The sequence below is a fragment of the Desulforamulus putei DSM 12395 genome, assembly GCF_900129195.1.
GTDB lineage: Bacteria > Bacillota > Desulfotomaculia > Desulfotomaculales > Desulfotomaculaceae > Desulfotomaculum > Desulfotomaculum putei.
This window is the reverse complement of sequence record NZ_FQUY01000012.1, coordinates 46,440-60,569: the sequence shown is the minus strand read 5'-3', so window position 1 is coordinate 60,569 and position 14,130 is coordinate 46,440. Positions and strand designations below refer to the sequence as shown.

The window sequence follows — 14,130 nt, the reverse complement described above, 5'->3', positions numbered from 1 at the left end:
TTACTTAAAAGTAAGGGGATTTGTTACTTGGTGTACCGGTCCGCCACGCTGGAAGCGGCAAAGGAATCAGGTTTTATTTTGGCCTCAAAACCGCTGCCAGTGACCATGCCCACCACTTCTCTGATTAACTCTTTGGTCTCGCCGTGGTGACCCACATCGATATGAATTTCCACATTGATCCCTTCAACGCCGCCCTGCGCCAGGAAAGAAGTAATTTTCGCCCCCAGTTCAAGGCTCATGCTGGTTTCGTAAAAAATCTTTTGACGCAGGCTCTTAATCTTACGTTGCGTATTTTTCCGGTAATAAAACCGGGCGCCCTTTCCTTTGCGATGAACAATAACCGCAGTGACAAAGCAAGTTTCACCCCGCACCTGGGAATCGGTCCCCACTACGATTTTATAAGAAGAGCAGGGGAGGCCTTTAATATAGGCCAGAATGTCCTCCATCATCTCTTCAAAACTCATTTTCCCTTTGGAAGGGCTGATAAAAATCATGGCTGCCTCCGGTGCAAATGCTAATGGGTATTCCTCTCGGGTTCGGCCGTTGACTGTTGGCCATCGGCCTTTAGCCTTATAGGTCTAATAACGGAACGCAAAAGAAATGCCCTCAAGTCTAAGAATGAACCCGTAGATGAAACACATTGGCTAAATGAGCAAACTCCTGCAACGACAAGGTTTCGCCCCTGCGGGCCGGTTCGATGCCCGCTTCCGCAAGCACCTCAAGCCAGGTCTCCCTGTCAGCCAATCCCGAGCCGGTTAAGGAATTGAGCAAGGTCTTCCGCCGCTGCCCGAAGGCAGCCCTGACCACCTTAAAAAACAATTCTTCACTGGTCACCTTGACCGGAGGTACCTCTCTGCGGGTTAACCGGATCACCGCGGAATCCACATCGGGCGCCGGGTAAAAGACGGTTTTCGGAACTCTGGCCACCATCTCCGGCACAGTATAATACTGGACCGCCACGCTGAGGCTGCCGTAGTCCTTCCCTCCCGGGGATGCTTGCAGCCGGTCCGCAACCTCCTTTTGTATCATTACCACCAGACGCTCCAGGTTGAAACCGCCGGTTAACAGGTGCATTAAAATAGGTGTGGTAATATAATAGGGTAAATTGGCTACCAGTTTATATCTCTTTCCCTGTTGTCCGAAGGCCCCGCCTGTTTGTTCCCGGGCCAGACGGTCAAAATCGACCTTCAAGGCATCTCCGTGCACCACCCGGGCGTTGGGAAAATCGGCCAGGGTCTCCTGCAGAATAGGCAGCAGGTTCACGTCCAGTTCAATGGCAATTACTGTTCCGGCAGAACGGGCTAACCTGCGGGTCAGCGCCCCCAGGCCCGGCCCGATTTCAAAGACCAGATCCCGGTCCGTTAGATGAGCGGATTGTATAATTTTCTCAATAATATTGGCATCCATTAAAAAATTTTGCCCCAGAGCCTTGCGCACCTTAAAACCGTGCGCCCGGATAATTTCTCTGACGGCTGAGGGCGAAGTCAATTCCCGCAATGTAGGTTCCGATCCTTCCTAATACTTTATTCTATAATTTTATTATATCCTGTATGTCAATCCTACTACCAATTAAATTCAAGTTAGATTAATGTTTTTGTGGCTAAGGCTGCCCCTTTGTCATTTCTTGTCGTAAAGCCGCTACCTTGGCCACGATGTCTGCCGCCCCCACAATTTCTGTCACCAGGGCGACGCAACGGGCGCCCCTGGCGGTTACCTGGCGGATGTTATGCTCCTTGATGCCGCCGATGGCAACGAAGGGCAAGTCTATATTTTTCACCACATATTCCAGGTATGCCAGCCCCACCGGGTCACAAACGTCTTTTTTGGTACGGGTGGCAAAAATCGGACCAACGCCGATATAATCCACGCCTGCCGCCAGGGCTGCCCTGGCCTGGGCCGGCGAATGGGTGGACAGGCCGATAATCCGCTCTTCCCCCACCAGTTCACGAACCTTTTCTGGTGGCAGATCGTCCTGCCCGATGTGAACACCGTCAGCATCCACAATCAAGGCCAGGTCGATATTGTCATTGACAATAAAGGTGGCGCCGGCCTGGCGGGTCAGTTCCCTGATTTTGATGCACTCCAAGTATTTTTCCCGGGCCTTTTTTTCTTTTTCCCGGTACTGTATGATTCTTATCCCGGCGGCAAGCATGTCCTGCACCACCTGGATGTTATCCCTGCCCCGCGAATATTCTTCGGCGGTAATACCATAGATACCCGGTTTTAAAAACTCCGCCAAACCCCGTTTAACTGTCAATGTTTTTCACCCCGCACTTTCCTAAAAAGTATCTGAGCACCACATCCGCCTGTTTGGCCGCCGTGATAACCACCCCGGGGGCCACCGGCGGGCAATGGGGCTGCACCTCCGACACCAGATCCCCCACCAGGAAAAAATGTTCCTTTACCCTGTGAACCTTAATTTGATCCGTGTTCCCCCAGCCGGCCAACCCGGAAGCTGCCACCAAAAGCTTGCCGGATGGCAGATAGGACTCTACCACCAGTTTTTTGTACTCCGGCCGGTCCAGGGCCTCCACCACCGCATGGCAATCCTCAAACAGGGAGCCGATATTGTCCGGATGAATTTGAACCTGCAGTACATCCAGTTTGATATCGGGGTTAATTTGCAGCAGGTTCCTTTTTAAAGCCTCCACCTTTGCTTCGCCCACCTGGTGGTAAAAGAAAAACTGCCGGTTCAGGTTGCTGTATTCCACCCTGTCAAAGTCCACGATTTTAAAATTTTGGAAACCACTGCGGGCCAGGAACTGGGCGCAGTTGGAGCCCAACCCCCCGGCCCCCGCGATTCCCACCCGGACCCGCTGGATTTTGGCCAGATCCTCCGGCCCGAAGATCATGCTTAAAGCTTTTACAAACTCGTTCATGGCACCAACCCTCAATCCAACGTCTGCCAGTCCTTAAAGACCGGCTGGTAGCCCTGTTTGTAAAGCATGCTGACCATGGCCCGGACATCCCGGTCATCGGAAATATCGAACTGACCCACGGGCTCCTCCCCTTTGACCCGGCCCCCCACCGCCGTGCAGGACCCGGCGGACATTTTGGTAATCCCCAACGGCAGCAGCCGGTCCCTGAGGGTTGCGGATTCCCGGGTGGAAAGGGTGATGCCCCCCCGGGGCATAAATAAACGGAAGGCCAGGATATATTGCACCAGGTTTTTGTCACTGACAACCACCCTGGGCGGGAATCCCCCCACATGGGGGCGCATGCGGGGCGGCGATATGCTGACCTCCACATCGGTGTACCGGTTTTGCAGATAATTGGCATGCAGGCCGGTGAAAAAGGCCTCGGAACGCCAGTCATGCAGGCCCAGCAAGGCTCCCACGTTAACGGTCCTTATGCCGGCCCGGCAGGCCCGCTCCGGGGCTTCCAGGCGCCACAGATAATCCCGCTTGGGGCCGGCCAGGTGTAACTGCCCGTAAACTTCCTCATTGTAAACTTCCTGGTAGAGGGTTAACCCATCCACCCCGGCGGCAATCAGTTCCCCGTACTCCGCTTCCTCCAGGGGATAAATTTCGATGCTGATGGAAGTAAAATACTTTTTCAGCACCTTCACACAGTCCCGGATATAGGATACCGGGGAATGATGCCGGGACTCGCCGGTCAGGATCAGGATGTGCTTGAGGCCGGTGGCAGCAATGACCCTGGCTTCCGCCTCCACTTCTTCCAGGGTCAACTTTTCCCGCTTAATTTGGTTGTGCGCAGCAAAACCGCAGTAAACACATCTATTCACACAGTAATTGGCCAGGTACATGGGTGTGTATAAAAGGATGGTCCGGCCAAAATGTTGGACTGTCAACCGGTGGGCCCGCTGGGCTATCTCTTCCAAAAGGTCCTCCGCAGCCGGTGACAGCAGCGCCAGGTAGTCCAACTCTGACAGCCGGTGTTTGTCAAGAATCCTCCCAACCTCTGCAACGGTTACACTGTTAAAGAACTCGTTAAAATCAAAATCCCTGTACCGCAGGTACTTCTGGTAAAAGCTCACAGCCCCAACTCCTTAATCTTCTCTTAAAAATCCTGTCAGCGGCGAGGATGCGCTGGCATACCGGCGGGTAGCCCCCGGGCCCGCCAGGAAAGCGGCCCGGCCCGCTTGCACGGCCAGGCCGAAGGCCCTGGCCATCACGACGGGGTCCCGGGCGGTGGCCACAGCGGTGTTGACAAGGACCGCCGCAGCGCCCATCTCCATGGCCTCGGCGGCCTCGGAGGGTTTGCCGATGCCCGCATCCACGATAATGGGCAGGGAGATTTCTTCGATCAGGATGCGAATCAGTTCCTTAGTCTTGAGACCCCGGTTGCTGCCAATGGGGGCCCCTAGGGGCATCACGGCAGCAGCGCCGGCCTTTTCCAGTTCCTTGGCCACCATCAAATCCGGGCTCATGTAGGGAAATACCTTAAACCCCTCGGCGGCCAGCGTCTCGGTGGCCTTGATGGTTTCGTAATTGTCCGGCAGCAGGTACCGGTTGTCGGAAATCACTTCAATTTTTATCCAGTCCCCGCAGCCCGCCGCCCTGGCCAGCCGGGCGATACGAACGGCCTCCCTGGCATTTCTGGCCCCTGAGGTGTTGGGCATGATGACGCAATGGGCAGGGATGTGGTTCAAAATGTTTTCTTCCTCGAAATCCGTATCCACCCGCCGCATGGCCACCGTGACCACCTGTGCACCCGAGGCCTCCATGATGCTGGGAATCATTTGATTGGAGGAATATTTGCCGGTGCCCAGGAACAACCGGCTGGTTAATTCTTTTCCCCCGATATGAAAAACATCTTTCATCATTTAACCTCCTCCCACAAATCGCAGCACTTCGATGCTGTCGTTTTCTTGCAAGGTGATGCTTGACCACTCTTCCTTTTTCACCAGCCGGTAGTTATATTCAACGATGACGGTGTCCGGGTTCAGCCCCCGCCGGCCAAGCAGCCCGGCTATGGTGCTGCCGTCCTCCACAATAAGTTCCCTGCCGTTATAAAAAATCTTCAAAGAAATTCACCTCCCTGGCAGGTCGCCCGGTTTTATTCATGGATCAGACCCGCCTTCTTGTATAAGGAATAAAAATGGTGAGTAGGCCCTGCTCCGCGGCCCAGGGCCAGGGAATGGGCGATGGCTGTGGTGATATATTCTTTGGCCGCGCCGACGGCTTCCTTCATGGCATAACCCCGGGCCAGATAGGCCGCGATGGCGGAAGAAAAGGTGCAACCGGTACCATGGGTGTTTCGGGTGGCAATCCGCGGGCCTTCAAATAAAACCATCCGGCGGCCGTCATACAGCACATCCACCGCATCGCCTGCCAGGTGGCCCCCTTTGATGATCACATTCTTCGGTCCCATATCGTAAATCTCCCTGGCTGCTTGCTTCATATCCTCCACGGTCCCAATAGACCCCTTGATGAGTTCCTCCGCTTCCGGAATGTTGGGCGTCACCACATCCGCCAGGGGCAATAAAACCTTAACCAGGGCTGCACAGGCTTCGGGCCGCAGCAATTTATACTTGCTTTTGGATACCATCACCGGGTCCACCACGATGTTGCGGGCCCCTTTCTCCATTAAACATCTGCCGATGGTTTCAATAATTTCGCTGCTGGAGACCATACCGATTTTTACGGCATGCACCTCAATATCATCATAAATACAGTTAATTTGGGCCGCCACCGTTTCCACATCCAGTTCCTTCACCATAAACACCCCGGTGGTATTTTGGGCGGTAACCGCTGTGATGGCGCTCATACCGTAGGTCCCCAGGGCACTGAAGGTTTTTAAGTCGGCCTGGATGCCCGCTCCGCCACAGGAATCAGAACCCGCTATGGTCAGCACATTTTTCATCGGCATCTCTCCCTTGAAAGTTTTAAATACCCATCCAAAGCACAAAAGGTGTGCTTTCAAACCCACAGGAAAGCACACCGAATCAAAACGTGAATCACTCCCTTCGCTGGTATTACCCAGATCAGGTATTGAGGGTCAGGTCTTAACCTTTCTCAGCTTTCGCTCCCCTGTGGCATATATGAAGTTATACCTATCATACATCATTTTAAATGAAATGCAAGATGTTATCCAGCATATGTAAAAATTCCCTCCGAAATGGCACAAAAAAAGGAGGCCTTCCTCCCAACTATTCCAGCACATATACCTTTGTTTTCCTTACCCCCCACCGGAGAGCTTCATTTTTGGTTTCATAAAACAAATCAATGCGGTTCCCTTTAATGTCTCCCCCGGTATCCAAAGCCGTAGCTTTTCCGTAGCCGTCAATATACAGCTTGGTGCCCAGGGGGATGACCCTGGGGTCAACGGCTGCCACCCCCGGCCCTGGCGCGATACCGGAAGCGGTGTTGAAGCCGGTGTAAGTATACCCTGTGGCCAGCATGTCCAGGGCCCGGGAGACCCGTAACGGCTGCCCGCCGCGGCTGATGGCGCTGAGGGTGCCGTATTGAACCAGGCCGTTTACAGGCTCCCGGATCATTTCCCTGGCCACACAGGTGCGGGAAACTTCCTTGCCGTCTTCATAGCGAATGCGCCAAGTTTCCTTTTGCAGGCCCGGTTGGCCCTTTTTTACCAGCCTGGCGAATCCACCGGGCAGCTCGGGGTTGGCAATTCGCTCGGTAACAAAGGGTACGGCTACCTCTTTGGTAATGGTCTTCACTTCAACCCGGATCACCTTGATTGCCATGTCTTTTTTTAGTAAAGCGGTGAGAGCCGGCAGCACTTGATCCGCCGGCTTCAGCGTGATGCCCCGCTGCGCCAACAGCTCCTGAACATTGTGCGCCTTTGTTTGAATGACCGTGGTTTTACCGTCCACGGTTAAAGTGACGGTGATTTCACCGGACACAATTTCTTTCAGAAAAGCCTTTGCATGGGTCAGGGCCTCCGGCAAAACAATCTTTTCGGACCACAGGGCATAGCCCAGCGCCGCCGCCGCCATCAAGAATAAAACGAGGATCCCCAAAAGACCGGCCATGGTTGCTTTTCTGCCGGACTGTCTAGCCTGCAATTTTGCCATTGTGCTGGCATGGGATCTAGTTGGCCATTCCACCGGGCACCAATCCATCATAAACCTCCTCTCGTGGATAGGGTATTGCTTTTATACCCATATTCTCCCAGGGGACATGGCAACCCTTCCCAAAAATTCATACAAATTCCACCCATGAGCAACAGGGGACGTCAGGGTTTTTGGCAGTTTTGAAGATATGATTTTTACAATTATTCAAGGATATGGACCTTGACCGTGCGCCTACCCCAGCTTATGGCCTGTTGGTAGGTGTTGAAAAAAACGTCGATACGGTTGCCTTTTATGCCGCCGCCCGTATCCGCAGCAACGGCATAACCATAATTTTCGACATATAGCTTTGTACCCAGGGGAATCACCCGGGGGTCTACGGATACCACGCCTTCATAGGGGTAAAGCCCCGTGGCCATACGGTGGCCGGTGTGGGTATAAGCGGTGGACACAGCGGTCATAACTTTGCCGCTCTTTTCCAATGTAAAATTGGTCCGGACGGCTCCCCTGAGCTTGCCGCCCCGGGATACCGCAAAGTTGGGGCCACAGGCCACCACCATGGGCTGCGGCTTCCTGACCACCTCTTTGCCCATGACCTGTCGTTTTACTTCCTTACCATCCTGGTAGGTGACCCGGACATAATTACGACTTAATCCGTAACTCCCGTACCGGATTACCTTTTGTTGGCCGGGAGCCAGTGTACGGTCCGCTTTTCTCTCCACCCGGAAGGGAATAAATTGCGGATCGGTGATATCCTCGGTGGTCACCCGGGATATTTTAATCCTCTGGTCATCAACCACCCGGGAGCCCGGGGAAGGCTCCACAATATCTGCTTCTCTTAAAGTTACTCCGGCCTTCCCCAATGCATCCGCCACCGTGCCCCGGAATTGAAGCAGTGGGATTTCCCTGCCGTCCACAGAGATCACCAGGTGTTTGCCCCAGATGAGGCAGTAAAAAAGAAGGGCCGCAAAACTTAATAATACCCCTAAGAGGAGCCGACACGCCTTGTCCTGCCGTATCAAACAAATCCGTATATCGATGGTAGTTCCCCCCTCTGGTTTGGCAAGTCCTTACCATCAAATATATTCAGGTTGCGGGAAATCATGCCATTTTTAAGAGTGGCAGGCCATGATTCCTGTATTCATTCAATGGGACACGCCTCATTTTGACAATTAGTGAATATAATATACCACCCGGTCATGCTTGCCCGCCGAGCTTGACCACAAATAAAGGATAAACAAAGGATGAGGAGGTATTGGTTTATGCCTAACGGCACTGTCTGCCAGCTGGTTAAACTGCCGGTGGTAGTGGGTGAAACGGCTGGGTCGGTAACCGTTGAAAACATCACTTGCCCGCCTGAAGCAGTAAAAAAAGTGGATCACATCGATGTGGTGGTTCGGGACCTGGAAGCTGACCCGGTATTTACCGCCCCTACCAAGGAGGGGGTCTGCAACAGCCCCAAGGCCACCGTGCACTTTGGCGATCCCCAGTGCGGCAATCAACCCAGGGAAATTCGTAAAATAAATATTCACGGCACCGTCCACAAGCAAATTTTCTATGTTGATAAAGATGATCATGTTCGTCACATGAGCGAAGACATTGATTTTACCAAAGCCATCACCCTGTCTCCGCCTCTGATCGTGCTGGAACCCCAGAACGTGGAAATTGATTTTCGCAATGTCGACGTGAACGTCAGCTTTGATTTGCCCCGACCCACCAGGATCCAGCAGGTGGTGGATGTATCCTTTACACTGAAAATTGTTGAACAGACTCAACTGTTTGTTTCCGTTTTCCCCAACGGCTGCGAGCCCACCGCCACCCTGGGAATTCAGGATGAAACCTTTGAAGATTGGATTGGCAACTGCCCCGCCCAGTGGCAATGTGTAAACGTCTGCCCCAACCCTTACGGCCGTACCGGCCAGGCCGCCCAGCTGGGTTGTTGCCCGACCCTGCCTGCCGGCATGTCCCGCAATGTACCGGATGTACTGCCCGGAACCGCCTATGAATTGACCTTCTGGGCCCGCTCCGTTGAAGTGCCCAGGGACCCCTGCGACTTCACCCTGGTGGCGCAGATTCAGTTTCTGGATGCCGCTGGCAACCCCACCGGTACCGTCCAGCAAACCATTACATCCCAGCAGCTCAGTGATACTTACCGGCAGTTCCGGGTCAACGGCACGCCCGCTCCCGAAGGCACTGCTTCCGCCATTGTAAGCTTTACCTTTACACCACAGCCCTGGAATACCTGCGCCGCCTTGCTTGATGACGTCACCTTCGGCCAGGTGGGTGTTTAGTAAAATAAAAAGAGGAGGAACCTCAGAAAAAGCCTTGAGGTTCTTCCTCTTTTTATACGCGTTCAATGGCAACCGCCCTGGCCGGTGCGCCGTCTGCCCGGCGGGTCTTCAACGGCAGGCAGCAAAGAGTAAAGTTTCGGCCAATCAAGGGTTGGATATTGCAGAGATTTTCTATCAGCAAGATCTCTTGGCCAAGGAAAATTTTATGGATGAACAGCGGGGAGGCCGCTTCCACAGGATCAACGGAAATGGCATCCACCCCTACGGCCTTGAGATTAAACTGAGTTAGCCAGCGGGCCGCCGCCGGGGATAGGACCGGGAACCCTTGAAAATACTCCTGCTGACCCCAAAAATGTTCCCAGCCGGTATAAAGGATGAGAAACTGAACGACCTGCAACGCCTGTTGATGGGGAAGCAAGTCCTCGGGCTGAATCCGCCCTTTAACGGCAGACACATCCACCGCCAAGGCCGGACCGTAAAAGGAATCCGCCGGAAACTGATCCAGGGTCTTACCATCGGCAAACAGGTGCGCAGGACTGTCCATGTGAGTGCCGGTGTGGGAAAACATTCTCAATTCGGTTTCCCGGAAGCCCTCCCTTTCCAACGCACAGGCGTCAATCAGTGCCGGCGGCCTGGTGCCGGGATAGACCGGCATATCCGGGGTGATGGTGCGGGTAAGGTCGAGGATCTTTATGGCTTTACCTCCTGTTCTTGGGACTCAGGGGGACGGTTCTCTTTGGGACTCAGGGGGACGGTTCTCTTGAGTCTTTTGCTCGAGGAAATCCCTGGCAGAAAACCACTGCCAGGGATTTCTAAAAAGTACCTGGCACTTCACCTCTACAAAGGAATTCCCGTTAGTCTAACTACTAGACCCGTAAGCTTGACCCGTCAGGCGACAGCCAGACCCCAAAGGAATCCCCTTAAGTCTAATACTCAATCCCCTTCTGGGCAGGGATTCCCTGTTGGTAGGGGTGTTTGATTTCCTTCATTTCGGTGACCAGATGGGCCCGGTTCATGATTTCCGGTGGGGCGTCCCGGCCGGTGAGCACCAGGTGCAGGGCTTCCGGTCTTTTGTCCATCAATGTCAGCACGGCCGGTAGTTCAAGAAGCCCATATTTAAGAGCGTACAGGATTTCATCCAGGATCAGCAGTTGGTATTGCCCGGACAGCATGGCGTCTTCCGCTTGTTGTAGCGCTTGCCGGGCAGCCTGCTGCTGACGGGCCACATCTACCGGGTTGTGCAAGTTGATAAACCCCAGCCCCAGGGGCCGGATTTCAAATCCCGGCTGCATGCACTGCGCCGCCAAGTGCTCCCCGCACTGCCGGCCCTTGATAAACTGCAGCATCAAGACATTCCTGCCATGGCCCCAAGACCGCAGGGCCAGCCCCAGGGCGGCGGTGGTTTTCCCCTTGCCGTTCCCGGTAAAAACCAGAACCAATCCTTTTTCCTTCTCCAAAAAAACTCCCCCATTTCCACTCAATTCAAGTCGGGGACGGTTCTTGACTTGAATTCCAGAATTTTGAATTCAAGTCAAGAACCGTCCCTGACTTGAATTCGACTAGTTTTTGATGGGTAGGTGGAACAAGGTAATGGTATTGGCGGCGGTGAGGTGTGCCAGTTCTTCGGGATTCATTTCTCGTAGCTGGGCAATATGTTCCACCACATGGCGTACGTAGGCCGGTTCGTTACGCTTGCCCCGGTGCGGTACGGGGGTTAAATAGGGGCAGTCTGTTTCCACCAGCAGTCGGTCCAGGGGAATTTTAACGGCTATGTCCTTTAGCTTGCCGGCATTGGCAAAGGTAACAGGTCCGGCCAGGGAAATGTACAGTCCCAGTTTGATACATTCCCGGGCCACTTCCCAACTGCCGGAGAAACAGTGCATGACCCCCGAGGCCGGGTAGGGGGCCTCTTCCCGCAGTACCTGCAGGATATCCCCGTGGGCGTCCCGGTTGTGGATGATAAAGGGGAGCTTCAGTTCCCTGGCCAGCAGCAGTTGCTCCCGGAAGACTTTCTGCTGAACGTCTCTGGGTGACAGGTCGTAGTAGTAGTCCAGGCCGATTTCGCCGACGGCCACCACTTTTGGGTGGGCAGCCATCTCCTTCAGTTGCTGTAAATAGTCCTCCGGCACATCCTTGGCGTCGTGGGGGTGGACGCCGACGGCTGCATAAATGAAGGGGTATTTTTCTGCTAGATCAATGGACCGGCGGGAGGACGCCAGGTCATAGCCCACGTTGATGAGGGCAGTCAGTTCCCGGCCGCAGCGGGCAATGACGTCGGCGCGGTCTTCGTTGAAACGTTCGTTGTTAAGGTGGGCATGGGAGTCAATCAGCATGGTAGACCTCCTGTTGGGTCGGTGGTGGCACTCTTCATATATGCACTCCTAAGCAGCACCTTTAGGCCTGCTCCAGCAACTTCAGGTCAATCCTGGGGAACAGCACTTCGCCCCGTTTCACGGTGGTTCCGGCAGGCAGTTTGCCCCAGCGGAGACTGTCCCAGGTGTGCAGTTCCGGTTTGTCTGCAATACCCAGCTGGGGCCAGACACGACCGGGCAGGTTGGGCATAAAAGGAGAGGCCATGATGGTGGCAAAACGGATTACTTCAGCCACGTTGTATAGAACGGTGTTTAGTCTTTCGGTCTGACCGTTTTTGGCCAGGGTCCAGGGAGCGGTTTCTTCCAGGTACTTGTTGGCCCGGCCCACCATTTGCCAGATGGCCGCCAGGGCGTTGGAAATCTCGCTTCTGTCCATGTATTCTGCCACCAGCCTGGGAGTTTCAGTGGCCAGATCAATCAGTTCGGCGTCCGGTCCTTCGGGGGCGCCGGGGGCCTGCAGGACGCCCTGCCGGTATTTTTCCACCATGGTGGCGGAGCGGGACAGCAGGTTGCCGTAATCGTTGGCCAGATCCATATTAATGCGCTTTACCAGGGCCTCTTCGGAGTAAAGGCCGTCGGAGCCAAAGGGCAGTTCCCGCAGCAGGAAATACCGCACGGCATCCACCCCATATTTATCCACCAGCACATGGGGGTCCACCACATTGCCCTTGGATTTGGACATCTTGCCGCTGTCCAGCAACAGCCAGCCATGGCCGATCACCTTTTTGGGCAGGGGCAGGCCCAAGGCCATCAGCATAATGGGCCAGATGATGGTATGGAAGCGCACAATGTCCTTCCCAACCAGGTGGATATCGGCGGGCCAGAATTTCCGGTAGAGACTGTCATCCTCTGTGCCGTAGCCCAGGGCGGAAATATAGTTGGTCAAGGCGTCCACCCAGACATAGACCACATGCCTGGGGTCAAAGGGAACAGGTATCCCCCAGTCAAAGGTGGTTCTGGAAACGCAGAGATCTTCCAGTCCCTGTTTGACAAAGCTGACCATCTCGTTACGGCGGGAAACCGGTTGAATAAAGTCCGGGTTTTCTTCGATGAACTTCAACCAGCGATCGGCATATTTGGACATACGGAAGAAGTAACTTTCCTCCCGTACCTTTTCCACATCCCGCCGGCAGTCCGGGCATTTGCCTTCCACCAGCTGGTATTCGGTAAAGAAGGTTTCGCAGGGAGTGCAGTACCAGCCCTCGTACTCGGACTTATAGATATCCCCCTGGTTATAGAGCTGCTGGAAAAACTGTTGTACCACCTTGCGGTGACGTTCATCGGTGGTGCGGATAAAGTCGTTGTAACTGACATCCAGCCGCTCCCACAGCCTTTTAAAGCCAGCCACAATATGATCCACGTATTCCTTGGGGGTTTGGTTTTTGGCCCTGGCCGCCCGCTCAATTTTTTGCCCGTGTTCATCCGAGCCGGTGAGAAACCAGACATCATGTCCGGTGAGCCGCTTGTAGCGGGCGATGGCATCCGCTGCCACGGTGGTATAGGCATGGCCGATATGCAGGTTGTCGCTGGGATAATAAATGGGTGTGGTGATGTAAAAACCAGGTTTTGTCAAAGCGTTCCCTTCCCTTCATGAAATAATATAAAGAGATAAACAAAAACCCCGCCCCTTTGCAGGGGCGGGGTATGAACCCGCGGTACCACCCTGATTCACTGCCACCTTACGGGGGCAGTCTCAGTAGCGCATTAACTGCACTAAACAAGCAAATAACGGTGCTCCACCGTCCGGCCCTACTGGCGACTTTCAAACCGGCAGCTCCGGGGCCATGTTCAACCGGTTTTCCCTGCGGGCTTGCACCTCCCCCCGCTCTCTGTAAGGGTCCCCCGACTTACTCATCCCCATTATCGCCTTTAACAATCTCGATTTTAACCAACAAAAACTGCCATGTCAAGTTTCCCCTGTCCCTGTGGTATTTATACCATTTTATTACAAAAAATAAAAGTAAAATATTGATTGTAACGGGTATGACTGGTATGATTAGTTGTAGTAAATTCTGGTATATTGTCGAATGTAAAAGATGGGGAGGGAAAGCGGATTGAAATCCACAGGTATTGTTCGCAAGGTGGACGAGCTGGGTCGGGTGGTTATTCCGATTGAGTTGCGCCGCACACTGGGCATAGATGAGAAAGACGCCCTGGAAATTTACGTTGACAATGAAAAAATTATTTTGCGCAAATATGAACCAGCTTGTGTTTTCTGCGGTAACGCCTCGGACGTACAGCATTACAAAGGCAAAATGGTCTGCCGCGAGTGCGCCACTGCCATGGCAGAAAATATAACTAAAGAAGTTGTATAGTGGGTATATAAAAGTGAGGGACTGGAAGGTCTCTCGCTTTTTATTTTTCTGTAAAGTCATGGTTCCAGCCATCAGCCAATTATGGGTTATGGCTCTTGTCAAGCGAGTATCGCTTGATTCTAACAGTTAAAAAGCTGACGGCTGATAGCCAGACCCCA

General features: G+C 53.7%; 16 protein-coding genes, 1 riboswitch and 1 other annotated feature. Of the genes, 2 read left to right on the top strand and 14 right to left on the bottom strand.

What is annotated here, in order from left to right:
• Positions 1 to 23: 23 nt before the first annotated feature.
• From BUB67_RS09245 to BUB67_RS17215, 10 genes are all read right to left on the bottom strand, one after another.
• Positions 24 to 494, bottom strand: a complete 471-nt coding sequence (locus BUB67_RS09245; RefSeq protein WP_073239084.1) for a ribonuclease H-like YkuK family protein — start codon at positions 492 to 494, stop codon at positions 24 to 26.
• 118 nt (positions 495 to 612) lie between these two features.
• Entirely contained in the window at positions 613 to 1,497 is an 885-nt protein-coding gene (gene rsmA, locus BUB67_RS09240; protein WP_073239082.1) for a 16S rRNA (adenine(1518)-N(6)/adenine(1519)-N(6))-dimethyltransferase RsmA, read from the bottom strand.
• Positions 1,498 to 1,600: 103 nt separating this feature from the next.
• Positions 1,601 to 2,257, bottom strand: a complete 657-nt coding sequence (gene thiE, locus BUB67_RS09235; RefSeq protein WP_073239079.1) for a thiamine phosphate synthase — start codon at positions 2,255 to 2,257, stop codon at positions 1,601 to 1,603.
• Positions 2,247 to 2,879, bottom strand: coding sequence for a sulfur carrier protein ThiS adenylyltransferase ThiF (gene thiF, locus BUB67_RS09230; protein ID WP_073239158.1), 633 nt, complete (start codon positions 2,877 to 2,879; stop codon positions 2,247 to 2,249). The genes thiE and thiF overlap by 11 nt, the downstream gene beginning before the upstream one ends.
• An 11-nt stretch (positions 2,880 to 2,890) precedes the next feature.
• Entirely contained in the window at positions 2,891 to 3,997 is a 1,107-nt protein-coding gene (gene thiH, locus BUB67_RS09225; RefSeq protein ID WP_073239077.1) for a 2-iminoacetate synthase ThiH, read from the bottom strand.
• A gap of 12 nt (positions 3,998 to 4,009) precedes the next feature.
• Positions 4,010 to 4,783, bottom strand: a complete 774-nt coding sequence (locus BUB67_RS09220) for a thiazole synthase (RefSeq protein ID WP_073239156.1) — start codon at positions 4,781 to 4,783, stop codon at positions 4,010 to 4,012.
• Between the two features lie 3 nt (positions 4,784 to 4,786).
• Positions 4,787 to 4,987, bottom strand: coding sequence for a sulfur carrier protein ThiS (gene thiS / locus BUB67_RS09215; protein WP_073239075.1), 201 nt, complete (start codon positions 4,985 to 4,987; stop codon positions 4,787 to 4,789).
• A 32-nt stretch (positions 4,988 to 5,019) separates the two neighbouring features.
• Positions 5,020 to 5,826: a bifunctional hydroxymethylpyrimidine kinase/phosphomethylpyrimidine kinase gene (gene thiD, locus BUB67_RS09210; RefSeq protein ID WP_073239073.1), complete on the bottom strand. Its 807-nt coding sequence runs from the start codon at positions 5,824 to 5,826 to the stop codon at positions 5,020 to 5,022.
• 81 nt (positions 5,827 to 5,907) lie between these two features.
• A riboswitch (TPP riboswitch) is annotated at positions 5,908 to 6,005 on the bottom strand.
• A gap of 107 nt (positions 6,006 to 6,112) precedes the next feature.
• The gene (locus tag BUB67_RS09205) at positions 6,113 to 7,048 is read right to left on the bottom strand and encodes a G5 domain-containing protein (protein ID WP_238457007.1); all 936 of its coding nucleotides are present in this window, start codon (positions 7,046 to 7,048) and stop codon (positions 6,113 to 6,115) included.
• 149 nt (positions 7,049 to 7,197) lie between these two features.
• A complete protein-coding gene (locus tag BUB67_RS17215) occupies positions 7,198 to 7,920 on the bottom strand; it encodes a 3D domain-containing protein (RefSeq protein ID WP_274377235.1) in 723 nt (240 codons plus the stop codon).
• 336 nt (positions 7,921 to 8,256) lie between these two features.
• Here BUB67_RS17215 and BUB67_RS09195 point away from each other — a divergent pair, with 336 nt between their 5' ends.
• On the top strand, positions 8,257 to 9,285 hold the full coding sequence (locus BUB67_RS09195) for an SPOCS domain-containing protein (protein ID WP_073239067.1): 1,029 nt from the start codon (positions 8,257 to 8,259) through the stop codon (positions 9,283 to 9,285).
• A gap of 52 nt (positions 9,286 to 9,337) precedes the next feature.
• Here BUB67_RS09195 and BUB67_RS09190 read toward each other — a convergent pair whose 3' ends face one another.
• The 4 genes from BUB67_RS09190 to metG form a co-directional block, all read right to left on the bottom strand.
• Positions 9,338 to 9,973 (bottom strand): cyclase family protein, encoded by a 636-nt coding sequence (locus BUB67_RS09190; RefSeq protein ID WP_274377237.1) that lies wholly within the window; start codon positions 9,971 to 9,973, stop codon positions 9,338 to 9,340.
• A gap of 238 nt (positions 9,974 to 10,211) precedes the next feature.
• Complete coding sequence (gene cobO / locus BUB67_RS09185; RefSeq protein ID WP_073239064.1) at positions 10,212 to 10,742, bottom strand: cob(I)yrinic acid a,c-diamide adenosyltransferase; 531 nt, start codon at positions 10,740 to 10,742, stop codon at positions 10,212 to 10,214.
• 102 nt (positions 10,743 to 10,844) lie between these two features.
• On the bottom strand, positions 10,845 to 11,618 hold the full coding sequence (locus tag BUB67_RS09180; protein WP_073239061.1) for a TatD family hydrolase: 774 nt from the start codon (positions 11,616 to 11,618) through the stop codon (positions 10,845 to 10,847).
• 61 nt (positions 11,619 to 11,679) lie between these two features.
• A complete protein-coding gene (metG, locus tag BUB67_RS09175) occupies positions 11,680 to 13,230 on the bottom strand; it encodes a methionine--tRNA ligase (RefSeq protein ID WP_073239058.1) in 1,551 nt (516 codons plus the stop codon).
• Between the two features lie 57 nt (positions 13,231 to 13,287).
• Positions 13,288 to 13,530 (bottom strand) — a binding site (T-box leader).
• Between the two features lie 181 nt (positions 13,531 to 13,711).
• Here metG and BUB67_RS09170 point away from each other — a divergent pair.
• Positions 13,712 to 13,972 carry an AbrB/MazE/SpoVT family DNA-binding domain-containing protein gene (locus BUB67_RS09170; protein WP_238457005.1) on the top strand — a complete coding sequence of 87 codons (261 nt, stop codon included), beginning with the start codon at positions 13,712 to 13,714 and terminating at the stop codon, positions 13,970 to 13,972.
• The last annotated feature ends 158 nt before the right edge of the window (positions 13,973 to 14,130 follow it).